Source organism: Stenotrophomonas geniculata ATCC 19374 = JCM 13324, from assembly GCF_001431625.1.
GTDB lineage: Bacteria > Pseudomonadota > Gammaproteobacteria > Xanthomonadales > Xanthomonadaceae > Stenotrophomonas > Stenotrophomonas geniculata.
The window spans coordinates 152,257-173,553 of the sequence record NZ_LLXT01000138.1 but is presented as its reverse complement, the minus strand read 5'-3'; the positions used below and the strand labels follow the sequence as shown (position 1 = coordinate 173,553).

General features: G+C 65.2%; 28 protein-coding genes and 1 pseudogene. 8 read left to right on the top strand and 21 right to left on the bottom strand.

All coding sequences use genetic code 11. The features are described 5' to 3' along the window. Positions 1-6 precede the first annotated feature (6 nt). The gene (locus ARC63_RS18670; RefSeq protein ID WP_057504094.1) at positions 7-1,500 is read right to left on the bottom strand and encodes an FAD-dependent oxidoreductase; all 1,494 of its coding nucleotides are present in this window, start codon (positions 1,498-1,500) and stop codon (positions 7-9) included. Positions 1,501-1,724: 224 nt separating this feature from the next. Here ARC63_RS18670 and ARC63_RS18665 point away from each other — a divergent pair, with 224 nt between their 5' ends. Next, positions 1,725-1,955 carry a hypothetical protein gene (locus ARC63_RS18665; protein ID WP_057504093.1) on the top strand — a complete coding sequence of 77 codons (231 nt, stop codon included), beginning with the start codon at positions 1,725-1,727 and terminating at the stop codon, positions 1,953-1,955. Positions 1,956-1,964: 9 nt separating this feature from the next. On the opposite strand, the gene ARC63_RS18660 is transcribed toward ARC63_RS18665, so the two are convergent. Then, on the bottom strand, positions 1,965-2,414 hold the full coding sequence (locus ARC63_RS18660) for a BLUF domain-containing protein (protein WP_043395790.1): 450 nt from the start codon (positions 2,412-2,414) through the stop codon (positions 1,965-1,967). 189 nt (positions 2,415-2,603) lie between these two features. Between ARC63_RS18660 and ARC63_RS18655 the strand changes: the two genes are divergently transcribed. Next, complete coding sequence (locus ARC63_RS18655; RefSeq protein WP_228355346.1) at positions 2,604-2,864, top strand: hypothetical protein; 261 nt, start codon at positions 2,604-2,606, stop codon at positions 2,862-2,864. 7 nt (positions 2,865-2,871) lie between these two features. Here ARC63_RS18655 and ligD read toward each other — a convergent pair whose 3' ends face one another. Both ligD and ARC63_RS22550 read right to left on the bottom strand, forming a co-directional pair. Beyond that, entirely contained in the window at positions 2,872-5,421 is a 2,550-nt protein-coding gene (ligD, locus tag ARC63_RS18650) for a DNA ligase D (RefSeq protein WP_057504091.1), read from the bottom strand. 13 nt (positions 5,422-5,434) lie between these two features. Further along, the gene (locus ARC63_RS22550; RefSeq protein WP_064968354.1) at positions 5,435-5,611 is read right to left on the bottom strand and encodes a DUF3606 domain-containing protein; all 177 of its coding nucleotides are present in this window, start codon (positions 5,609-5,611) and stop codon (positions 5,435-5,437) included. 251 nt (positions 5,612-5,862) lie between these two features. Here ARC63_RS22550 and ARC63_RS18645 point away from each other — a divergent pair, with 251 nt between their 5' ends. After that, positions 5,863-6,360 carry a YciE/YciF ferroxidase family protein gene (locus ARC63_RS18645; protein ID WP_019659711.1) on the top strand — a complete coding sequence of 166 codons (498 nt, stop codon included), beginning with the start codon at positions 5,863-5,865 and terminating at the stop codon, positions 6,358-6,360. Between the two features lie 39 nt (positions 6,361-6,399). Here the strand turns inward: ARC63_RS18645 and ARC63_RS18640 are convergent, their stop codons facing one another. From ARC63_RS18640 to ARC63_RS18630, 3 genes are read right to left on the bottom strand one after another with little or no spacing between them, the layout of a single operon-like run. Beyond that, the gene (locus ARC63_RS18640; protein ID WP_057504090.1) at positions 6,400-7,134 is read right to left on the bottom strand and encodes a DNA-formamidopyrimidine glycosylase family protein; all 735 of its coding nucleotides are present in this window, start codon (positions 7,132-7,134) and stop codon (positions 6,400-6,402) included. Further along, complete coding sequence (locus ARC63_RS18635) at positions 7,127-7,894, bottom strand: DUF72 domain-containing protein (protein WP_043395803.1); 768 nt, start codon at positions 7,892-7,894, stop codon at positions 7,127-7,129. The genes ARC63_RS18640 and ARC63_RS18635 overlap by 8 nt, the downstream gene beginning before the upstream one ends. Beyond that, positions 7,891-8,358 (bottom strand): BLUF domain-containing protein, encoded by a 468-nt coding sequence (locus tag ARC63_RS18630; protein WP_043395806.1) that lies wholly within the window; start codon positions 8,356-8,358, stop codon positions 7,891-7,893. The genes ARC63_RS18635 and ARC63_RS18630 overlap by 4 nt, the downstream gene beginning before the upstream one ends. Positions 8,359-8,661: 303 nt before the next feature. On the opposite strand from ARC63_RS18630, the gene ARC63_RS18625 reads away from it, so the two are divergent. Further along, positions 8,662-8,982, top strand: coding sequence for a KGG domain-containing protein (locus ARC63_RS18625; protein WP_057504089.1), 321 nt, complete (start codon positions 8,662-8,664; stop codon positions 8,980-8,982). A gap of 119 nt (positions 8,983-9,101) precedes the next feature. Here the strand turns inward: ARC63_RS18625 and ARC63_RS18620 are convergent, their stop codons facing one another. The 3 genes from ARC63_RS18620 to ARC63_RS18610 all read right to left on the bottom strand — a co-directional run bounded on the left by ARC63_RS18620 (position 9,102) and on the right by ARC63_RS18610 (position 11,071). Next, a complete protein-coding gene (locus tag ARC63_RS18620; RefSeq protein WP_057504088.1) occupies positions 9,102-10,010 on the bottom strand; it encodes a manganese catalase family protein in 909 nt (302 codons plus the stop codon). 38 nt (positions 10,011-10,048) lie between these two features. Further along, the gene (locus ARC63_RS18615; protein WP_057504087.1) at positions 10,049-10,570 is read right to left on the bottom strand and encodes a ferritin-like domain-containing protein; all 522 of its coding nucleotides are present in this window, start codon (positions 10,568-10,570) and stop codon (positions 10,049-10,051) included. Positions 10,571-10,726: 156 nt separating this feature from the next. Continuing rightward, entirely contained in the window at positions 10,727-11,071 is a 345-nt protein-coding gene (locus ARC63_RS18610) for a hypothetical protein (protein ID WP_231298664.1), read from the bottom strand. Positions 11,072-11,274: 203 nt separating this feature from the next. Here ARC63_RS18610 and ARC63_RS18605 point away from each other — a divergent pair, with 203 nt between their 5' ends. Continuing rightward, positions 11,275-11,667, top strand: coding sequence for a response regulator (locus tag ARC63_RS18605; protein ID WP_057504085.1), 393 nt, complete (start codon positions 11,275-11,277; stop codon positions 11,665-11,667). 14 nt (positions 11,668-11,681) lie between these two features. On the opposite strand, the gene ARC63_RS18600 is transcribed toward ARC63_RS18605, so the two are convergent. From ARC63_RS18600 to ARC63_RS18570, 7 genes are all read right to left on the bottom strand, one after another. Further along, a complete protein-coding gene (locus ARC63_RS18600) occupies positions 11,682-12,080 on the bottom strand; it encodes a BLUF domain-containing protein (RefSeq protein WP_032965872.1) in 399 nt (132 codons plus the stop codon). 157 nt (positions 12,081-12,237) lie between these two features. Next, complete coding sequence (locus ARC63_RS18595; RefSeq protein WP_057504084.1) at positions 12,238-12,924, bottom strand: glycosyltransferase family 2 protein; 687 nt, start codon at positions 12,922-12,924, stop codon at positions 12,238-12,240. Then, positions 12,921-13,508, bottom strand: coding sequence for a class I SAM-dependent DNA methyltransferase (locus tag ARC63_RS18590; RefSeq protein ID WP_057504083.1), 588 nt, complete (start codon positions 13,506-13,508; stop codon positions 12,921-12,923). Before ARC63_RS18590 ends, ARC63_RS18595 begins: the two co-directional genes overlap by 4 nt. Further along, positions 13,505-14,263 carry a PIG-L deacetylase family protein gene (locus ARC63_RS18585; RefSeq protein ID WP_057504082.1) on the bottom strand — a complete coding sequence of 253 codons (759 nt, stop codon included), beginning with the start codon at positions 14,261-14,263 and terminating at the stop codon, positions 13,505-13,507. The genes ARC63_RS18590 and ARC63_RS18585 overlap by 4 nt, the downstream gene beginning before the upstream one ends. Beyond that, positions 14,251-15,192, bottom strand: coding sequence for a hypothetical protein (locus ARC63_RS18580; protein WP_057504081.1), 942 nt, complete (start codon positions 15,190-15,192; stop codon positions 14,251-14,253). The genes ARC63_RS18585 and ARC63_RS18580 overlap by 13 nt, the downstream gene beginning before the upstream one ends. 105 nt (positions 15,193-15,297) lie before the next feature. Then, positions 15,298-15,804 (bottom strand): hypothetical protein, encoded by a 507-nt coding sequence (locus ARC63_RS18575; RefSeq protein WP_057504080.1) that lies wholly within the window; start codon positions 15,802-15,804, stop codon positions 15,298-15,300. 10 nt (positions 15,805-15,814) lie between these two features. Continuing rightward, on the bottom strand, positions 15,815-16,978 hold the full coding sequence (locus ARC63_RS18570; RefSeq protein ID WP_057504079.1) for a zinc-dependent alcohol dehydrogenase: 1,164 nt from the start codon (positions 16,976-16,978) through the stop codon (positions 15,815-15,817). A gap of 149 nt (positions 16,979-17,127) precedes the next feature. On the opposite strand from ARC63_RS18570, the gene ARC63_RS18565 reads away from it, so the two are divergent. From ARC63_RS18565 to ARC63_RS18555, 3 genes and pseudogenes are all read left to right on the top strand, one after another. After that, on the top strand, positions 17,128-17,316 hold the full coding sequence (locus ARC63_RS18565; RefSeq protein WP_019337695.1) for a hypothetical protein: 189 nt from the start codon (positions 17,128-17,130) through the stop codon (positions 17,314-17,316). A gap of 98 nt (positions 17,317-17,414) precedes the next feature. Further along, positions 17,415-18,053 (top strand): DUF6766 family protein, encoded by a 639-nt coding sequence (locus ARC63_RS18560; RefSeq protein WP_057504078.1) that lies wholly within the window; start codon positions 17,415-17,417, stop codon positions 18,051-18,053. A 3-nt stretch (positions 18,054-18,056) separates the two neighbouring features. After that, a pseudogene (locus ARC63_RS18555) lies at positions 18,057-18,609 on the top strand (cysteine hydrolase family protein). Positions 18,610-18,634: 25 nt separating this feature from the next. Here ARC63_RS18555 and ARC63_RS18550 read toward each other — a convergent pair. From ARC63_RS18550 to ARC63_RS18535, 4 genes are all read right to left on the bottom strand, one after another. Further along, the gene (locus ARC63_RS18550; protein WP_057504077.1) at positions 18,635-18,868 is read right to left on the bottom strand and encodes a hypothetical protein; all 234 of its coding nucleotides are present in this window, start codon (positions 18,866-18,868) and stop codon (positions 18,635-18,637) included. Positions 18,869-18,990: 122 nt separating this feature from the next. After that, positions 18,991-19,413, bottom strand: coding sequence for a Rap1a/Tai family immunity protein (locus ARC63_RS18545; protein WP_231298663.1), 423 nt, complete (start codon positions 19,411-19,413; stop codon positions 18,991-18,993). 70 nt (positions 19,414-19,483) lie between these two features. Next, positions 19,484-20,113: a hypothetical protein gene (locus ARC63_RS18540; RefSeq protein ID WP_057504075.1), complete on the bottom strand. Its 630-nt coding sequence runs from the start codon at positions 20,111-20,113 to the stop codon at positions 19,484-19,486. Between the two features lie 97 nt (positions 20,114-20,210). Next, the gene (locus ARC63_RS18535) at positions 20,211-21,194 is read right to left on the bottom strand and encodes a LacI family DNA-binding transcriptional regulator (RefSeq protein ID WP_049409742.1); all 984 of its coding nucleotides are present in this window, start codon (positions 21,192-21,194) and stop codon (positions 20,211-20,213) included. Positions 21,195-21,297 lie beyond the last annotated feature (103 nt).

Genomic DNA, 21,297 nt, shown 5'->3' with positions numbered 1-21,297 from the left:
CTGCGCCTACAGCTGTTCTGGTGTGAGGCCCTGTCTGGCAGGGCCTTCCAGCAGCGCTCCGGTGGCGGAAAAGCGGCTGCCGTGGCAGGGGCAGTCCCAGGTGCGCTCATGGCCATTCCATTGGACAACGCACTTCAGGTGCGGGCAGAGCGCCGACATCATGTGCAGGCGCCCGCCCTCGTCGCGGTAGACCGCAGTGCGCTTTCCGTCCACGTCCAGCAGTGCGCCGCAACCAGGGGCGAGCTCACTGGGTGAGTGCGACGGCGCCGTGGCAAGGCGATCTCCCACCATGTGCCGCGCCACCGTGGCGTTGGTGCGAGCCCAGCCGGCCGCCGAGCGCACCGGGGTGAAGCGCATGGGGCTGAGCAACTGCTCGATCTCGCTGGTCGTGCCCATGATTCCCTCGGTGATCGCGCACGCGGCCACGCCCGCCCAGGTCAAACCGTCCGGCCCATAGCCGGTAGCGACCCACACATTATCGTGGGCGCTGCTGCCGATGTAGGGCAGCTGGTCGGCGGGCCGGAATTGCTGCGCCGACCAGGACAGCGGCTCGCGCTGCACGTTGAAGTTGCGGCGCGCGTCGGCTAGCAGATGCTGGGCCGGATCCACCGCTGGCGTTTCGCCGGTGCGGTGTGTTTCGCCAACCAGCACAAGCCAGTCGCGGCCATCAGCGCCGTGCACCCCGCGCAATGAGCGGTGCCGGTCGGCGATCCAGTGAATGCCTGCCGCAGGTAGGTTGGCAACCGGCACCGCCACCCCGTACTCGCGGTACACCTCCATCTCGGCCTGCACCAGGTTGAAGCCTGCGGGCGAATGCGTAGCCAGCACGAACTGCCTGGCCTGTATGCGGGCGCCATCGGCTGTCGCAACGCCGGCGGATGCCTCGATGCGGTTGATCCGGGTCCAGTCGTGGATGCGCACGCGACCTGCCAGATGACGTGCCAGTTGCCTGCAGAACGCCGCAGGATCCAACTGCGCCTGATCGGGAACGCGGAAGGCGTGGCCCAATGCAAACGGCAGCCCGGACTGCCGGTGTTCGCACTGCAGGCCGACGCGCTGATAGGCCTGCAGCTCACGCTCGAACTGCGCGTTGACCTCGCGGGTGCGATCCTGCACACCGTACTGCATGCCCACGCGTTGGAAGCCACAGCGCAGATCGTAGCGATGAACCAGTGTTTCGATGGACCGCAGCGCCTGCTGCCGCCACTGCACGACACGGCTGGCCGTGTCACCGCCCCAACGGGAGATCAGATCGGCCAGCCGGGAGACGGGCGCGTAAAGATTGCCGGTGGACATCACCGTATTGCGCCCGCCGATGGGCCCCGCATCAACCACCAGCACATCCAGGCCGCTATCGGCCAGGCGGGCCGCTGTCAGCAGGCCGGTCATGCCGGCGCCCACCACCAGCACGTCCGCGCGCGTCGTGCCGGCAAGGGGGCGGAAGCTGTGCGACTCGGTGTCAGCTGACCATAAGCTGGCGCGCGGGAACGGTTCGGACATGAAAGAGATCCTTGCAGCTTCAGCTGGGAGGCCTCTCTGATACGCCTTGCCGGGTGAAACGACGGTGGCGTGGTCGTGCAGATGATGCTCACGCGCTGCCGCGATCAACGCCATGGTCAAGGCCAGGTGAGCGTTGCGTGGGCAACACGCCTGTGTCGCCTCTGCGAACCGCAACTCCTTGCTTGCAGCGTGGTCGCTAACGTGCCTGGAAGGAGGATCAGGCAGTGAGCACGCACTTGGAAATCGATCTGATGATCGCGCAACTGGAGGAATTGCTGCCGGAATGGGCAGCGTTCTACCCCGAGCCGCAGTTCATCCGCATGCTCGCCGAGGCACTGGACTATATCGCTGCCAGTGCGGACCCGGAGGCGCGGCTTTATTGCGTGATGCGCACCGGGCACCTCCATGTGTGCAGCGGCGAGATTCCGTGGGCCGAACGCTATGGAGGTCGCTAGGCCGGTGGATCACGCCGCGACGGCATAGGGTTCCACCAACCTGGCCAGGACATCCATCGCCGTCTCGGTTGGCGCTTCGTCACCGCTGTGCTGGGCGAACCCCGACCAGTCCGCGCAGGCAAGAATTTTCAACTGCTCGGGTTGCGTCGGCAGCCAACGCATCGGCCAGAACGGGAGTCGCCGGTTGCCCACCCTGCCCCGCTGCAACTCGATGAGCCCTGCGTGGCTCGAAGCACCTACGACTCGCGAGTACGCCACGCTCAAGCCGTCCTCGGGTCCCTCCATGTACTGCAGGAAGCGGGCGCCATCGAACAGCAGAACTCCTGTAACGCCGGCATTTCGGTTGAAGCGGGCGGCATCATCGACCAGATCGTCCAGCTTCCCGCTGCGCAGGCCCAACGGGTCACCGGCAACGGCTGGGCCCGCTTCGCTGACGTATGCGACTGCCCTGATCGGCATTGACTGCTCCTGTAGTGAATCCCCCCAGATTCCGTGCCGCTAGGATAGGCCACCTGCGCCCCGCAGTTGTTCCCATCCTGTGCATTTTGTGAATCAGTTGGGATCCAGCCGACAAACGGCATGCAGGACGCCTCCCCGCCCAATGCCATGGATCGTTTACGCTTGGGGCAGATGACTCGGGAGCACCCCATGCCCAATACCGGCCTTTTCCATGTTCTGGAGCTGGACGCCGCTTCCGGCGTGCAGGGTATTGAGCGCGTCAGGTCTATTCGCGTGCGCTGCAACACCTGCGGCGGGATTACGCAGTTGTCGGGGGACGCGTTGGGGGCGGTACCCGGTGGAACGACGCTGGTGTGCGGTGCTTGTCCGTCGCGCCAGACGGTCAGCAACGCGCGGCTGGTCGAATGCGATCATGTATTGCCCGGTAGCATGCAGGCGCCCGAAGCGTAGGCGCGGGCTAAGGGTCTGCCTGCGCCCATCGCGCGAGATTCTGTTTCACTTTCCCGATACCGGCCCAAGGGTCTTTGCGCTGCCGTTTCAGCTTTGCTGGCACGTCCTTGATCGTGAACGCGTCTCCGCGCTTGAGTTTCGTCAGATCGCCCCAGGCGATCGGCAGTGCTACCGGTGCCCCCGGCCTGGCCCGCAGCGAGTAGGACGCAACCGCCGTCGCACCGCGCCCATTGCGCAGATAGTCCACGAAGATCCGCTTGTTGCGCAGGCTTTTGGTAGCCGTTGCCAGGAATCGCTGGGGCTCGGATTGCGCCAGCGCATCGGCGAAACCCTTCGCAAAGCGCTTGGTCAGGTCCCAATCGCATCCCGGATTGAGCGGCACGACCACGTGCAGGCCCTTGCCGCCGGATACACGCAGGAACGATTCCAGCTCCAGCTGCGCCAGCAGTTTCCGGATGTCGGTTGCCGCTTTCTTGACCTCGGCAAAGGGTACGTCCGGTCCTGGATCCAGGTCGAACACCACGCGGTCGGCCTTGTCGGGCGCTTCGGCGTGGCTGCCCCAGGGGTGGAACTCCAACGCGTTGAACTGCACCAGTTCAAGCAGGCTGGCTGCGTCCCGCACCACCAGGTAATGGGCGTTTATACCGCTTTCTTCTTTGAGCTTTACTGCGTCGACCAACTCCAGCCCGGCTGTATGGTGTTTCTGGAAGAAGCAGGGTTTTGCGGTGCCACTGGGGCATCGGATGATCGACAGCGGACGATCAACCACCTCGGGCAGGAGATGTTCCATCACTGCTGCGTAGTAGTCCCATACCTCCTGCTTGGTGTAGCCATCGCCAGGAAACAGGATCTTGCCGGGAGACGACAGCGCGGGCGGTGTGCGGTCGGTAGCGGGTGACGTTTTCGCATCGCGCGCAGGACGCGCCGTTGCGGACTTCCCACCAGAGACCGTGACCGGCCCGGCGCGATCGGAATCTGCGAGATCGGCGATGTCCTTGTCCGCCCGTACCGCCTTCAGTGACGCCTGACGCAACAGCTTCTGCCCGCCAATCCCGCGATAGAAGACCTCCACCACGAAACGCGGCGGGAACCAGGTCGCGGCGCGCACGTCGGTGTCCTGGGTGGGCACATGCGCCGTCGGCTTGCGGCTGCCGCCGCCTTCGATGCGCTTGCTGACTTCGCCGATCAGTTCGTCCGAGAACCCGGATCCGACGCGGCCGACGTAGAGCCAGCCATGTTTCGGGTCTGGCCGCGCCAGCAGCAGCGAGCCGAACCCGGTGCGGCTGCCTTTCGGCGTGGTGTATCCGACCACCGCAAACTCGTCGCTGGCCAGCTGTTTGGTCTTGCGCCAATCCTCACTGCGGCCACTGTAGTAGCTGCGATCGGCGCGCTTGGAAATGATGCCTTCGAAGTGCTGCTCACCGGCCAGGCGATAGGCCTCGTCGCCATCCCCCTGTACATGCGAACTGAACGCCAATGGCCTGCCCTGCCCCTCCAGCACGGATTGCAGCAGGGCCTTGCGTTCCAGCAAGGGCGCATCGGCGACGTCCACGCCATCAAGGTGCAGCAGATCGAACAATGCATACGTCAGCATGCCCTGCCGCTCGCCGGAGAGCGTGGCCTGCAGCAGGTTGAAGTCTTCCCTGGTGCCGGCGCCGGCGATGAGCTCACCGTCCAGTGCCGCCGAGGTGAGGCCCAGTGCTGTGATCGCGTCACGTATTTCAGGGAGCTTGCCGGTCCATTCCAATGCGTTCCGCGACCACAGCTGCACGTTGCCCTCAGCCACCGTAGCAAGGATTCGGTACCCATCCCATTTGATCTCATGGACCCACTGCTCGCCCTGGGGCGGCGCTTCGCCCAGCTTGGCCAACTGCGGTTCGAAGGGACCGGACGGCGCTGCGGCCTTTCTTGCCTTGCTGAGCGCCAGCGCCTTCTTCGCCCAGTTCGTTCGTCGGGTGCGCTTGGCGGGTACCCCGGTGAGCCGCTTCTTCGCGGCCTTGCCGGCCCCGGCCCGCTTCAGATCCTCCGCTGGCGCTACAGCAACATCCGCCAGCAGATCGTCTGCCTCGATGTCGCTGGCGAATTCATCGTCGTCCTTGAACAGCAGCCACTGCGGCTGGCGCGCCGGCTTCCCGGAGCGGACCAGATGCCATCCGCCCTTCAGTTTGGCGCCGAACAGTTCGAAGCGCAGATGGCCGTTGGCGAGCTGGGCTTCCGGGTCGCCCTGCGTAGCCCACACACCGTGGTCGAACTGGGCGACATGGCCGCCGCCGTACTGGCCTTTGGGGATTTCGCCTTCGAAGGTCGCATAGTCGACAGGATGATCTTCCACCTCCACCGCCATGCGCTTGACCTTCGGGTCGTAACTGGGCCCCTTGGGCACGGCCCAGCTCTTCAGCGCGTCACCCACCTGCAGGCGGAAGTCGTAGTGCCTGCGGCTGGCGTGGTGCAGCTGCACCACGAAAATGGCGCGTTGCCCTTTCGGTAGCGCCTTGCCCGGCTCGGGCTCCTTGGTCTTGTCAAAACTGCGCTTGCGGCGGTACTCGACCAGGGACATGGGCAACTCCGCGCTACTTTCCCAGATGCTTGCGGACAGCAACGGCTGTGGGGCCGACCGCCGCCACAGCGGCACGAAGTTCCTCGGCGGACACGCCCAGCGTCGTGGTCCAGTACTGCAGCTCGTAATCTTCGTTGACGTTGATGCGATCCCGGTCCGGGCGGCCGGTGTTCTTCTTGTCGTCGCTCATGGGAGTCTCCACGCGTGATCGGGCGTGAAGTGACCGTACCGGCCCGCTCATGGGCACCAGGCGATGCCACCGTGAAGCCATGGCGAAGGCCTGCCGGCATCGGGACTGCGGCAGGCAGACGACAGACGCCACCTCGTGAAGACAACGCGCAGGGTTCGCGCTGGCGTTCACATGCCGCCTTCACCTGGCCCCCGCCTGATCGCAACCGGGCGGGACCTACTCTGAGTGCTCCATTCACAGCGGAGCCCAGTATGGCTATCAAGACGGCGGAAGACCTGTTCATCCACGAACTCTCGGACATCTACAGCGCCGAGAAGCAGCTCACCAAGGCCCTCCCGCGCCTGGCCCGTGCGGCCGAGAACCCGGACCTGGCCACGGCGTTTGAAACGCACCTGGAAGAAACCCAGGGCCAGATCGAGCGCATCGACCAGGTTGTGGAGATCCTGGGCATTCGCCTGAAGCGCATCAAGTGCGCGGCGATGGAGGGCCTGGTGGAGGAAGGCAAGGAAGTGATCGACAGCATCGACAAGGGCCCTGTGCGCGATGCCGCCCTGATCGGTGGCGCACAGAAGGTCGAGCATTACGAGATTGCGTCCTACGGCACCATCGCCGCGCTGGCCAAGCAACTGGGCTACAAGGACGCCCTGCCGTTGCTGCTCGAGACGCTTGAGGAAGAGAAGGCCACCGACGAGAAGCTCACCCTGCTGGCCAAGGGCGGCGGCAATGCCAAGGCAGCGCAGGCCGCCTGATCGACGCGCCCCGGAGCCCGGCTGCCACGGACGGCAGCCTCAGGGCCCGTACAGCACTTGATCATTGGGGCAGAAGAACGTGCGTCGCCGCGTGGTCCCCATGTAGAGCTTGCTGATCGGGCCACCGCACACGGGACAGACCTTCTTCGTGTGCACCTGCCAATGCTTCTTCAGCTCAAAGCGGCGCTTCCATTCCAGGAAATCGAAGCTGTAGGTGCGGGCCTGCTCGATCAGCGCGGTAAGCCTGCGTGGCGGTAGGTCGCCCAATCGGGTGGCGGGATGCACGCCTATCCGGAACAGCACCTCGTTCTTGATGATGTTGCCGACGCCGGCGAAGACCGTCTGGTCCAGAAGCGCGTCACAGACCATGACGTCCGGCAGGGCCTTCAGCTTCCGCCGGGCCAGCTTCGGATCCCAGGCATCGTTCATCACGTCCGCCCGCCAATCGTAGATGTCGTCCAGAGGCTGGTCGATCAGGCGCACGGAACACGCATAGAAGTTCAGCTCACCGTTGTCGAACACCAGCGATACCCGCGCCGGGGCTGGCTTCCGCTCGTCGATGCGCCAGCTGCCGAACATCATCAGGTGGATGCGCAGCGTGTGATGGCTGAAGTCCAGCAGGAAGTGCTTGCCCCAACTGCGGACCGCCTTGACCCTTCGGCCCTGCAGCGGCGACAGGTCGATGCGGCTGTTCCCGGAGACGGTGCGGACCACGTGCCCCTTGAAATGGCTCGCTGCTTCGCGCAGCAGGACGATCGAAGGGCCTTCAGGCATGTTCGTTCTCCTGCAGCAGTGCCTGCAGGTGCAGGGCGTTGCCGGTGGCGTGACCCAGCGCGGTATTGTCCAGTACGAACCAGGCGGGTCGTTGCGCGTCGGCCTCGGCCAGCAGCTGCCGCGCAAGGTGGGCAAGGGTCGGCTCGTCGTAGGCACTGCGATAGATCTGCGGCTGCCCGTGCCAGCGCCTGTAGCTCCACGTGCGATCACCGCCGGGAATCGCTGCCGCCGGCACACGTGCTGGATCTGCGGCAACCCGTGCAACGCCATGCGCGCTCAGCAGCGCATCCACGTCCGCCGTAAACCAACTCGGATGGCGCGGCTCGCACGCTACATCGGCCTGCGTGCGCGCGCGCAGGCCCCGCAGGAAGGCTCCGGCCGTGACCGTGTCGTACACCAGGCTGGGCGGCAACTGCAGCAGCAACGGACCGAGCTTTCCACCCAGTTCCAGCACGCCTTCAAGGAACCGCTCGAGCGGTTGCATTGCATCACGCAGCCGACGCTCATGGCTGATCTCGCGCGGGAGTTTCACCGCGAACCGGAAGCCCTCCGGCACGCTCGCCGCCCATCGCGCATAGGTCTTGGCCTGGTGCGGTCGATAGAAGGATGAGTTGATCTCCACCATCGGCAGGCGTGTGGCGTAGCGCTGCAGAGCGCTGTCGCCCGCGCCGAACGCCTCCTGATCCGACCGCGACAGCGACCACCCCGCACAGCCGACGCGTAGCAGCTCAGGCACCACCGGGGCGGCTGACGACATCATCGTGCCAGCTGCCCGTCTGGTTCCATGATGCCGCCCGCGCCTGCTTCCGTCTGCGATTGCGAAACCGACAGTAGTCGATCCAGGGCGCTGGTGCCCGATTCCAGCGCCGACGCGCTGCGCACGAAGCCGGTCCAGTCGGATATGGCGATCTTCCCCAGTGCGAGCTCATCCACCCGCACGCTGCGCATCCGCCAGTGCGGAAACTGCCGGCGCCCCACCCTGCCCCGGTTCAGTTCGACGATCCCACTGTGGCTGCCGGCCGCGAGAATGCGTGCGTAAGCCGCATTGATCCCGGCCTCCGGGCCCTCCAGATACTGCAGGAAGCGCGAGCCGTCGAACAGCAATGTGCCGGTGACATCGGCGGACTCATTGAACTGCACCGCCTCTGCCACAAGTTCCTGCAGCCGCTGTTCCGTCAGGTTGCGGGAGGCTTCACTTACATAGGCAATCGCTCTGAAGGGCATGGCACCACCGGTTGTTGCAGACCGCTCTACCTTAGCCACACCGATCGTACGCGCGGTGAGACCGGTGTGGAGGCTGCGTCGAACTGTGGCGTGTACCTTCCGCATCGCGTTGACGCGCGGTCGGGCCGCTGAACGTGTGCCTGCCCTTGTGCGCACGCGCGCACGAATGTTCGTGGAGGTCGGATGAGGAATCAGAGCCCTCGGGATGACGCGACGTTGGCAGTCGTGCCACCGCCGTCTAGCGCCGGATCTGGAAGATGGTCGCTGCCGCCAATGAGGCGGCTGAACCCAAGGAGACTTTCCATGGCCAACCAGAACCAGGACCAGGGCACCAGCAACCGCGGTTTCGCTTCGATGGACGAGGACAAGCAGCGCGAGATCGCCGCCAAGGGTGGACGTGCCGCGCACGAGTCAGGCAACGCCCATGAATTCAGCTCGGAAGAAGCACGCGAAGCCGGCCGCAAGGGTGGCGAAGCGGTGAGCCAGGACCGCCAGCACATGGCTGACATCGGCCGCGAAGGCGGCCAGAACAGCCGTGGTGGTGGTAACCAGGGCGGCAATCAGGGGGGCGGGCAGCAACAGCAGCAACGCGGCGGCAACAACCGCGGTGGCCAGCAGCGCTGATCGGCGCTGAAACCCGATGCATCCCTTCGTGGGCGGACGTGATGTCCGCCCACTTTCGTACGCCCCACGCTGCCCAGGGGCGTTGCAACCGGGGCGCCGCACGGGCGCCCCGGGTTCTTTCACGGCTCGCGTGGTGGCAGGTCCAGTGCGCCCGCGCCCGGGCCGGCCCCCAGCTCGGCCCCGGTGGTCGGCCGCGCTTCCGGGTCGGAAAGCGTGCGCAGGGTCATGGCCTGCACCGCCGCTTGTTCGCGCGGGTCCAGGTCCACCGTGCCGCCGCCGTCGCCACCATCCACAGCGGCCTGTGCCTCGCGGTCGCTGACCCGCTCCCAGAGCTCGCCGCTGTTCCAGCTGCCCTGCAGGTCGTCGGCGCCGTCGCCCTGCGACATGTCCATGTACAGATCGGTGAACGCGGGATCCCCCGGCAGCTTGCCCGGCGGGAAGTTGGGCTGGATGCTGTGCAGCGCCTTCTCGAATGACTTCATGTGCGCGATCTCGCGCGTCATCAGGAAGCGCAGCGCATCCTTGATGCCCGGGTCGTCGGTAACGTTGATCAAGCGCTCATACACCAGCTTGGCGCGCGCTTCGGCCGCGATGTTCGAGCGCAGGTCGGCGGTGGGGTCGCCGATCGAGTCGATGTAGGCGGCTGTCCACGGCACCCCACTGGAATTGACCAGCGCGGGGCCGCCACCGTACAGGATCTGTTCGGTGTGGCTGGTGCTGTTCTGGCCCAGCAGCCGCATGTCCTCGGCCTCGGCAAGCCCTTCGGACTGGATCGCCCTGGGCCCGCGGTTGAGCATGGCGATGATGGTGCCGATGATCTCCAGATGGCTGATCTCCTCGGTGGCGATGTCCATCAACAGGTCCTTGCGCCCGGGGTCGCATTCGCCAAGTCCCTGGGTGAAGTAGCGCATCGCGGCGGCCAACTCGCCCTGTGGGCCGCCGAACTGTTCAAGCATGAGACTGGCGAGCTGCGGGTTGGATTCGCGCACGCGTACGGTGTACATCAGCTTCTTGTGATGAAAGAACATGGGGTTTCTCCAATGGCGGGCGTGGGCGGGTGTTGGGGTCAGCGCTTGGCTTGGGCGCCCGGTGTTTCGTCGCGATTGAGGAATGCACCGACCAGGCCGTCCTGGTGGTCCTCCAGCCAGCGCGCCATGGCGATCTCTTCCTGCAGGATCTGGCCGCAGACCGCAGCGATGTCCGGTGCTGCGGCACGCTCGGCAGCGATCACCAGCGCCCGGTAGGTGGCGATCTCGGTATTCTCGAAGCCGAACGAGAGGCCTACGCTCTTGACCACCTCGTCCTCCATCAGACTGGTGCCCGCCGCGTGGAGGGCGGCAGTCATGCTCGCGAACAGCCCCTTTGCGGTCGGCACGCTTCCCCCAAGCGCCTCAATGCACTCGCGCAGGGAAGCTGCCTGCCCCTGCGTCTCCTGGACGTGCTGGCTGACGCGTGCGGCAAGCTGGGGATAGTTCTCGATCCGCGAAGCCATGGCCTTCATCATGGTCTCCGCTTCCTGTTCCATGGCGTAGGCGTCCTGCAGCCACTTCAGCAGGCGCTCGCTTCGGGCGGTGTTCTGGTCTGCCATCTCGATCTCCGGTGCGGGGCAACATGCCTCCGGAGACCATGGTGGAGCGGTGGCAATCACCGCCTTGTCGGCCGCTGTGATCCGCCGAAGCTCGGCGCTGCACGCAGCGCTGATGCGGCGATAACATCCCCAGCCCCGGCTGGACCCGGGGCGCTCTCAGGTCGCCAGAGCGCTGGATACGCCTACGTTGACTGCAGGGCGCTGGCGCCTGGCGTTGGAGGCGCCCGCGCCCTCTGCCGCCATCACGGCCTGCATGACCCGATGTTCAGCACGATGCGCGCCGCCGTCCACGCCCACGACATAGACAAAGCGCCCATCAAACTTGGCCTGTGCACCGTCCAGGGTGTCGTCGGCCAGCAGTGCTCGCTTCAGCGACTTCATCCATGTCCGCTCAGGCGTACGGTCCAGTTCCACGACAATGGCGGCGCCGCCACAATCGAGCGGCATGCACTCGATACGCAGCACGCCAGGAGAGGCCGCTTCGGTTCCGGATTGAGGCATGACAGAAACTCCGATAAGGGGTCGGCGGCAGTATCCACAGCGCATGCCAAGAAGCCGTCAACGAAATCCATAACGCCTTCCACGCCTCCTCCACGAGGTTGGCCACGCGCGCAGAGCTTCGCGCCGGACTGACAATGCACACGCAGGATCTTGATGCAGCACAGCAGAAACTGGTGTTCCCAGGACAACACAGGCATGCACGCATGCAATCCGCAACCGGCCAGCGCAGATGCAACCTGCTGCTGGTGGAAGACCAACTCGACCTGGCCGCACTCATGGAGCACGCCCTTGAGGACGTCGGCGATCAGGTGACGCATGCCTACAGCGTGTTCGACGCTCTCGGGCTGCTGGACACCCAGCGGTTCGACGGTGCCGTGCTCGATGTCGAACTTCGCGACGGTGTGGTCTTTCCCGTCGCTGATCGTTTGGCAGAACTCGGCATCCCCTACCTGTTTGTCTCTGCGGTCTACGACCAGCTGGTGCCACAGCGTCACCGCGGCGCCGCTTTCGTGGCCAAACCGTTCCACGTCGGTGAATTGCAGGAGACGGTGCGGAGCGTCATGGGGGATGTCTGCGTGCAACCGCCCGCGCATTGATTGCCATGGGGTGGTCAACCCAGGTGCGGGGCCACCACCAGGCTCAGCTGGCGCAGCGCGCCACCACGGGAGAGCCCATCCCAGTTGCTGCGCGCCACGCTGCGGATCTCGGAGGCATCGACCCACAGCAGCCGCATTGACCAGTAGGGAAAGAACCGGCCGGAAACCCTGCCCCGGCCCAGCTCGATCAGCTCGCAATGGCTCCGGGCACTGAGGATGCGGCTGTACACCACGTTGATGCTGTCTTCCGGTCCCTCGATGTACTGGAGGAAACGGAGCCCGTCATAAAGAAGCACACCCGTAACGCCGGCTTCGAAGTTGAAGCGGGCGGCGGCCCTGGCGAGGTCATCCACATGGTCCATGGAAAGCCCCGATGTCGCCTCACTTGCGTAGGCGACTGCACGGAGGGGCACATTCGTTCCTTCTGACGCAGGAAATTTCCTGCTCGTCCATCATCGCTTCGCGGAGGTAGGCAGGGATGAGGGCCTTCGCAGCCTGCCCTGTCCCAACGCTCTCCTCAACCGCACGCTCCGATAACACGGGGCGCTTGCGTGACGGAGTGGCTGACCCTCAGGTGATCAGGGCGGGTGCTTCCGCGCCAGATCGCTTGCCACCCAGCGCCGCCAGATAAGCGGAGAATCCGCCTGTAGCGCGCCCCTGCAGACGCGCACTGGTCATCACCACGGGAGCGCCTGCCCATCGCACCACCGCACCGCAGCGTTGCAGCGCTGTAACAAGCGCCACGTCTTCACTACAGTGCAGGGGAGCAAAGCCGCCAACGGCCCGATAGGAACAGGCAGAGACGCCGAGGTTGGCACCGTGGATGCGCCCATGATGGTCGCCCCACTGCTGTCTTGCCTGGAATGCCCTGCGCAGGCGCCGTTCACTCTGGCAGGTCGTCGCTATGTCCACCAGTCCGCAGAAAGCGTCACAACTGCCCTGAACCTGTGCGGCCAGCCACTCGGGAGGCACCTCACTGTCAGCGTCCGTGCTTGCCAGCCACCTGGCGCCCCGCCCCAGCAGTTCAGCAGCGGCTGCGGCCCGGGCGACACCGACGCAGCGTGCATCCAGCTGTACGCTCCCGACCCGGTATCGGTGGCAGATGGTGCCCGTTGCATCCGTACAGGCGTCCAGCGCCACCATTACCTCCACTGCTTCGCCGCCGAGGCCTGGGTGCAGGGCCGCCACCCGGATGGATTGCAGGCACCGCGCGATACTGTCCGCCTCATTGTGGGCGGGTATCAGGACGCCTATCACCCCAAGCCCTCGTTCCGGGCCAATGACAAGGGGCCCCGTGTCCATCCCTGAAGCACGAAGTCCGCATCGCGGTAGTGGAAGGCTTCCTGCAGGCCTTCCCCCAGGCATCGATGCACCACCTCGGTCCGGCTCGCGCGTCCCGGGAACGAGGGCAACCAATGGCAGGCGACCAGCAGGCCGTCATCGCGAAGTGCTTCATCGATGCCACCGCGCAGCTCGCGCAGTGCGCCTGCCCCCAGGTAGTAGCCCATTTCGCCGCAGACGATCAGGTCGAAGCGTCCTGGCGGCCATTGCTCGGGATGGCTGGCGCAATGGACCTGCACGTGCGGCAGATGGGCCAGGTTGCGGCGCGCCTGGAACGCCGCACGTGGACTGATGTCGGTTGCCAGCAGGCGTTCGCAACGTGCCGCCAGCGCCTCGGTCAGTACGCCGTTGGAACACCCCAGTTCCCAGCCGCGAGCGAACTGGCGCTGGCTGAGGCTTGCCAGCAGCAGCGCGCGCTTGCGCTCTTCATACCACCGGCTGCGGTAGCCGAACGGGTCCTCCTGCTCATGCAGGTCATCAAAGTACGGTTGCGCGCTCATGCCAGGAATACCTCGTAGTCTCGGAAGAATCGGGCGAGTACATGTGCGGGCAGCACCGGCGGGCTGTTCAGGCCCGCCACGTCGCCCGTCTGCGTCCGGAAATGCGCGATCGCGTTTCGTTTTGCGGACGCCACCGCTGAAATGTCGATCAGCTTCGGAGCCTCCCACGCCATATGTGCGCAGGCAGGGTCAAGCCAGTGCCAGCCCCACACCGGGTACTCCAGCCGGTGGCAACCGGCCGCCCGCGCGGCGCGGCAGGCAGCGCGCCCTGCGGCTTCGTGATCGGGGTGGCCATCAAACCGCCATGGCGCCAGGACCAGATCGCGCGGTTGCAGATACTGCTGCAGCCAGCCTTCCAGCCCCTGCTCGTGCGCGCTGACCGCGCCGTCGGCGATACCCAGGTGGAAGATGGAGCCGACCGGAATACCGAGTTCGCCCAATGCCGCGGCAAGCTCCGCTCGACGCGTTGATCGCAGGCGTTCCGGCGTCCACCACGGCTCGCCCGGATAGCATGCTTCACCGTCGGTCACGGCAACGACACTGACGTCGATACCCTGCCCCACAGCGTGATGCAGCAGCCCGCCACAGCCGAGTATTTCGTCATCCGGATGCGGCGCGACCACCACCATGCGGTCATGCCTGCTGCAGAGTGCGGTTGCCGATATGGTCGGTTGCTGCCAGAGCCAATCGCAGTGCAGCCAGGCCTGCTCCTGGGTTCCTTCCCCTTGCAGGGGTGTCCTGGCTACAGCGCCCATGTCGCCTCCTGTGTTGCACGCTGCTCGCCCAGCCATTCCCAATCGCGATCGGCGTGGCTCTGGCGAAGGAACACGGTCAGGTCCGCGCAGCGCCTGGCATGGGAGGCCTCCAGGCACATCGGGCCCGGGCCCAGCGCGCGACCCGCCAGGTCCAGCACACGCGTTGCCGCGCGCTCGACGACACAGCGCAGGCGCACCACATCTTCGCGATGGGCCAGTTCGGGCGCGGCGTCGATGCACGCCGCCAGTTCGCGAAGCAGCGCGGCAGCCGGGCCCAGGGCGAGGTCCACTTCACCCAGCAGCCGCGCGCGATTCCCCTCGGTGCAGGCCGGTCGCATGCGCTCGGCCAATGCGGCCGCTGCGCCAAACCAGACCGCCGCGATGCCTGCCCCACCATGCCAGAAGCCCGGGCGCTGAAGGTAGTCATCGCGCGTCCCCAGGATCACCATCGGTGCGCCGTCAAAGCGCACCGTGGTGGACGGGATTGCGGCCATGCCCACGGCGGGCCATGGCTCGCCTGCAAGTGTGTGCCAGTGTTCCGCCGCCACCTGGCATAGCCACACGCCCTGCGCGTTGCGAACCGTTACCAGTGCCGAATCCACCCATGCGCTGCCGGAACACCAGGGTTTGTCACCATACAGTCCACCGCAGGCATCGATGCGAACGGTGTTGGCCGGACCCTCTGCAGCCCACACCGCCAGCAACATGTCTTCAGCATGGATGGGCACCCTCAACTCGGCAGCAATCGCTTGGGCGTCATAGTGGGCCTCCAGTACCTTAGCCAGGCAGAGATCCTCTGCCCCCCAGGCTGCCAGCGCCTGCCAACGCTGCAGCGTCTGGCCGCCCCCGGGCAAAGGCAATGCCGGTTGCTGTACCAGCACCTGGCGTGCGCGATTGAACAGCGAAGAGGATGACGTCACATCCTGCATGGGTGGCAGACCTGCAATGGAGATACGCCATGAACGTAGGCGGCAGGCAGTCACATGCCTGTCTTGACCGCGTGGCGGGCACATGAATGCCCGGTACCGTGATCCTCACGGACCCGTCTGCGTGCGTTGCTCTCGTGCACGCACGCACTGCCGCAGTTCCCACAGCCATGGCAGCACCACCAGGCCCAGTGCCGGCAACAGGGTGAACCACCAGACGTCTGGTGCTGCAGGTTTCACTTCGAGCGACCACCGGGGGTGGACCTGCCAGCCGACCCAGCCCAGCAGGACCCACGGCGCGGCATCCAGCACGCTGTGCACATGTTGTTCCGCCGGGCTGATGCGTCGACGGCCGTCCGCGCTGACGGTATCGAAGTATCCGGCGACCGCGTGTGCGATGACCAGAAGTGCCAGAAACGTGAGGAGCGACAACGTGTTTTCCAGCAGCAGCCACGCCAGCACGCCGCTGCCGATCAGAAGCAGCTGCACCCCATGCAACAGGCTTTCGCGCATCGCGGAGGTGTGTGGAAGGTCGGTCCGGCGATGAAAATGGAAGTCCAGCGAACCGGCCACCAACCACAGTGCGTACACACAGCCCACGACAATCGCACTCATGGCGCCACGCTCACGGTGTCAGAACGATCTTGCGGCAGTCGTCATCCTTGGCATCAAACATCGCATAGCCCTGCGCTGCATCGGCCAGGCGCATCCGGTGCGAGATGATGTCACCCGGGTCCAGCTTTCCTTCCATGATGGCGTCCAGCAGCTCGGGCATCAGCCCCTGGACATGGGTCTGCCCCATCTTGAACGTCAAGCCCTTGTCGAACGCGTCGCCCAGGAGGAAACCGTGGATGAAGCCGGCATAGACACCGGGGATGCTGACCACGCCGCCGCGGCGGGCCGCTGCGATGCACTGCCGGATCGCCACCCCGCTGCTGCCTTCCAGTTTCACGGCGGTCAGCGCTGACTCCAGCGCACTGCCTTCGGCCTCGAAGCCTACGGCCTCGATGCAGGCGTCTGCGCCGCGCCCGCTGGTCTGGGTCAGGATGTAATCGGCCGGGTCCTCGATCTCCCTGAAGTCGATGGGGGTCACCCCGTAGGCGCGACGCGCATAGTCAAGGCGGTAGCGAAGATGGTCCACCATGAAGATGGTCTCGGCCCCCAGCAGCCGGCAGCAGGCTGCGCTCATCAGCCCCACCGGCCCGGCACCGAAGATGGCCACCGTCGAGCCTGCCTTGACCCCTGCGTTCAACGCAGCCTGGTAGCCGGTGGGGAGAATGTCAGACAGGAACAGCACCTGCTCATCAGCAATGCCTTCCGGAATGCGCAGGGGACCCACATTCGCCTTCGGTACACGCACGAATTCGGCCTGCCCCCCGGCCACGCCGCCATACAGATGGCTGTAGCCGAACAAGGCGGCCGGAGGCAGTATGCCCTTCCGATTCAGTGCGGCGCCCTTGCCCGGATTTGTGGTCTCGCAGGCGGCATACTCGGCCAGCCGACAGTGGAAGCACTCGCCACAGGCAATCACAAACGGGATCACCACGCGATCACCGGGTTTCACCTGGGTCACGCCGCTGCCGACCTCTTCCACCACGCCCATGAATTCGTGGCCCAGCACATCGCCATCGTGCAGGTCAGGAATCCTGCCCCGGTACAGGTGCAGGTCCGAACCACAGATGGCGGTGGCGGTCACCCTCAGGATCAGATCATCCTCGGCCGCCAGTACCGGGTCCGGCACGGTCTCGACGCGCACATCCTTGCGGCCGTGATAGGTCAACGCCTGCATCGCGGTTCTCCAGAAAGATCGGAACACCAGCATCGCAGGGCATTCCTCCTGCTGCGGTGACATCCGGGTGTGCGCAGCGTTCATTCCGCGGCGTCGTGGCGTTAACCCGGACCGGTGCAGGCTTCAGGTTCTCGCCGCAGGAGCTGCCCATGAACGACAAGCTGCCTTTCAATCCAACCACAGACGTGGACGATCAGTCGAAGGCCCATACGCCGGACAAACGTCGCAACGACCAGGCCAGGTGGAAGGACCACGACATGCCCGACGATGGGGACGGCCCCAAGGCGGTACCTGAAGACTACGAGCGGCCGGATCCTGACCCGACAGGCAAGCGTTGAGCCCGCCTCACATCCTCGATGCGCAGTAATCACGAGCCCTGCCCTCTTGCCCGCGCATGCTTCAGCACGGTCTTTGGAACAGCTGATCGAGGTGTTGCATGTGGAAACGCAACGGTCTCTCGCTGGTGCTGCTTGCACTCACCGTCGTGTTCATCGTTGGGCAGGCAGTTGCGGGGCACCATGTCCACAACGAGGAGTTGACGCAGCACGGGCGCGCGCCGATCAATCTATGGCACTACCTCGCGACCGGCCACTTTGTAAGCGCCACATTCGAGAACTGGGAGAGCGAATTCCTGCAGATGGGCATGTATGTTCTCCTGACCGTCAGCCTTCGCCAGCGTGGCTCGGCTGAATCGCGGCCGTTGGACCCTGCACGGGAGCAGAGCCGCGTCGAGCCAGGCCCTACGCCTTGGCCGGTGAAGCGTGGCGGCATCTGGAAGGTGCTGTACGGTCATTCGCTTGCAATCGCCTTCGGGCTGTTGTTCCTGCTGAGCTTCACGCTGCACGCGTTGGGAAGCTGGCGAGCCGAGCAAGCCGAGAAGCTGTTGCAGGGCCTGCCCGCACCGGGCTTCCTGCAGCACCTGGCCAGCAGCACATTCTGGTTTGAATCGATGCAGAACTGGCAGAGCGAATTTCTCGCCGTGCTGTCCCTGGTTGTACTGACGATCTTCCTGCGCCAGAAGGATTCACCGCAGTCCAAGCCGGTCGAGGCCCCGCACGCACAGACAGGTGATTGAGCCATGGGACATGATCCATCGACGGCCTTGCTGATCATCGACATGTTCAGCCGTTTCGACTTCCCCGGGGCGCAGGATCTAGCGCCCGCTGCGGAGCGGGCGGCCAGACAGATCCGGCGTTTGAGAGACCACTTCGATGACCGCAGGTGGCCGGTCATCTATGCCAATGACAATTTCTCCGACTGGAAGCGTGACTTCCGCCAACAGGTTGCCCAGTGCAAGCGGGACGGGGGGGGCAGCCGGGCGGATAGCCGAGCTGCTCTCTCCCCTGCCCGATCACTACTTTGTGCTCAAGCCCAAGCACTCGGCGTTCCTCGCCACCCCGCTGCCGGTCCTGCTGGCCAAACTGGGTGTGCGCCGACTTTGGCTCAGCGGGATGACAGCCGATTCGTGCGTGCTGGCAACCGCGTTGGACGCCAACGCCAGGGAGTTCGACGTCGTGTTGGCACGGGAGGCCGTGGCGGGGAGGCCGTCGCAGAAACAGCGGGCAATGGCGCTGCTCGCCGACTCGGGAGCAGCCCGGGTGGCACGAATTGCTTCTCTTGTGCCGGCATGACCAGCGGGATGGAGCTGCACCCCGCTCAAGCCCGGTCTGCGACACCCTTTACACCAGCATGACCGGCGCAATGTGCGCAGCAGAAGATCTGGCCGTTTCCCTCGACACCGTGTCCGATGATGGCGCAATCGCAGTGGGTGCAGCGCGGGGCGAACGCATGGATCGCGCATTCGAACGAATCGAACGTGCCGCTACGCCCGCCCTGCTGCACGGTGAAGCTCTTGTCGTAGTCGTTGCCGCAGACATCACAGGTAGCCATCGGGCACCTCCTGCTCTGGAAGGAACCTGCAGTGTGGCCAGCGCGGATGTCGGCGGCAGTGAAAGCAGCGTGTCGTGCGGGTGTAGGACGTTCGCACCGTCGCCAAGCGGGCGCGGCGTGCTTCATTGGTCATTGCCGGGCTCGGCACTGTTGCCACGTGGTGTGCCGCGACCACAGGGAAACGCCGTCCGCAGCTCTTCAACAACCAGTGGCGACGCATCCTGCTGCAATCGCTCGCGGGGCAGTTGCCGGAGATGGGAAGACACATGGTCGACCAGTTCATGCGGAAGGATCTGGCCCTGCCCGCACCACTGTCCGCGGCTGGCATCGGCGACGCCCAGGATATTGCCGCTGGCGCGAGCGCTGGACAGGCTCCGGCACTGTTCGCCGTCGCAGAACCCGTCATCGCCTTTGCCCTGCAGCAGGGTGATGAGTTCGGCTCCACTGACAAGCCAGGTGCGTGCCGGTTGCGTTGTTCCGGCGAAGGCGTGTCCAGCCAGGGCGCAGAGGCCAAATGCGAAGAGCCGACGCATGCGACGGCGCACGTGGGGGGCGTGATGTCCTTTCATGTCGGGGCCCTTGGCGGTCGTCTCTGTGGGTTCCACGCGGCGTTGGTCAAAGTCGATCGAGCTGGTTGCGCGGATGAAACTCCGGGTCGTCCTGGGCTTCCAGCATGGCCTCCACCAATGTCTCGAAGGGCGCGGTCGCGGTATCCAGGTCCGTGGAAGGCAGGAAGCTGGAGTCCCCCTGGCCGACCAGCGCAATCGCGGCAACGGTCTCCCGCTCACCTTCCTCGGCCCATAGGTAGTCGTGGATCAGTACCACGCCCCGGTCGCCCGCCTTCAGGAAGTCGGCGGCGCCTCGTGCCACAGCGAGAAACGCGATGAGATCGTAGAGGCTTTCCGAATATGTCAGCGATCCTGCAACAAAATGCGTGCTGCTGTGGTCATAGGCGGCAACCCGGATATTTTCAGCCTGTGCAGATGCCAGGAAGGCTTTCAATGCGGCGCGATTGTCGGGGTAGCGAGCCAGCAGCGCCTGGCAGTCCGCGAGCAGGTGATCCAACGCCTCGTCGCTTGAAGAGGCCAGGTATTCGCCGTTGCCCAGGTGCCACTGGCCGGCGATGCATCGCCAGTCGGACCATCGGGATGCTGCGGGCACGGGCGCCGCCAGCCATCTGGAGAGATCTTCGTGGCCCAACTGCAGGCGGAGCAGCGCTGAATAAGGCTCTGACAAGGCGATCATCCATCGTGTCTGCGTGTACAGATCGCTTGTAACAGACAACCGCTGGCCCGCCAACACCCGGACGGCGCTCCCAGGGTCGCCGCAATCGGGCGTCGAGCTATCGCGCAGCCGTCGACCCTCTGACCACGCACCGGCCCGTCATCACAAGTCGGCGCACCGGCAGCTCCGGCGTGCGCAGGCGTTCAAGCAGCATCGACATCGCGGCCCGCCCCATCTCCTCAACCGGTTGCTCAAGCACGGTGATGCCCGGCACGACCAGCTCGGTCCAGCGTTCGTTGTCGAAGCCGGCCAGTGCCAACGCGTCTGGAATCGCCAGCCCTGCGCCGCGGGCGGCTTTCAATGCCCCCATCAACAGCAGGCTGTTGCTGGTGACCAGTGCTTCGGGGCGCGATGGCGCGGCCAGCCACTGCTCGACTGTCGCGATGGCGGCTTCGGCCGTGGGTTCAACCTCCCGGTAGTCCGGCTCCAACCCATGCGTGCGCATCGCAGCAAGATAGCCGTCGCGTCGCTCGGCCGCCGTGGTGCTGGTGCTGCCGAACAATCCGCCGATACGGCGATAGCCACGCTCGACCAGGTGTTCGACCAGCCCCGCCATCGCCGCTGCGTTGTCTAGGACGACGCTGTCGATCGAGCCACCGGGTGCGGCACGATCGACCAGCACCGTCGGATAGTCCAGCGTGAGCCGCTCAAGTCGACCCACCGTGGTCCGGGTCGGCGCGAAGATCAGGCCGCTGATGCGCTCTTCGTGCATCAATTGCAGATACAGCGCCTCCCGCTCCGGGTCCTCATCGGTGTTGCAGAGGGTCACGCGCAATCCTTCGCGATAGGCCACCTCCTCCACCGCGCGGATCAGCGCAGTGAAGAACGGGTTTCGGATATCTGCCACGATCAAGCCGATGATGCCGGTGTGTCGGGAGCGCAGCCGTCTTGCCTGCAGGTTGGGTCGATAGCCGGTCTGGCGGATCGCCAGCTCGACCCTGCGGCGCACGTCCTCGCTGACCGGACCGCCCCCGAGCACCCGTGACACGGTGGATTTGGAGACCCCCGCCACGCGTGCGACGTCGTTGATGCTGATGCTCATTGGAAACGTTCCCGGAAACGTGCGCTGTTCATGGCCGAATGGCTGTCCAGGACAATCCTAACGCCAAAGGACTATTGGCTTTTTGTGCACTGCACATTGAAAT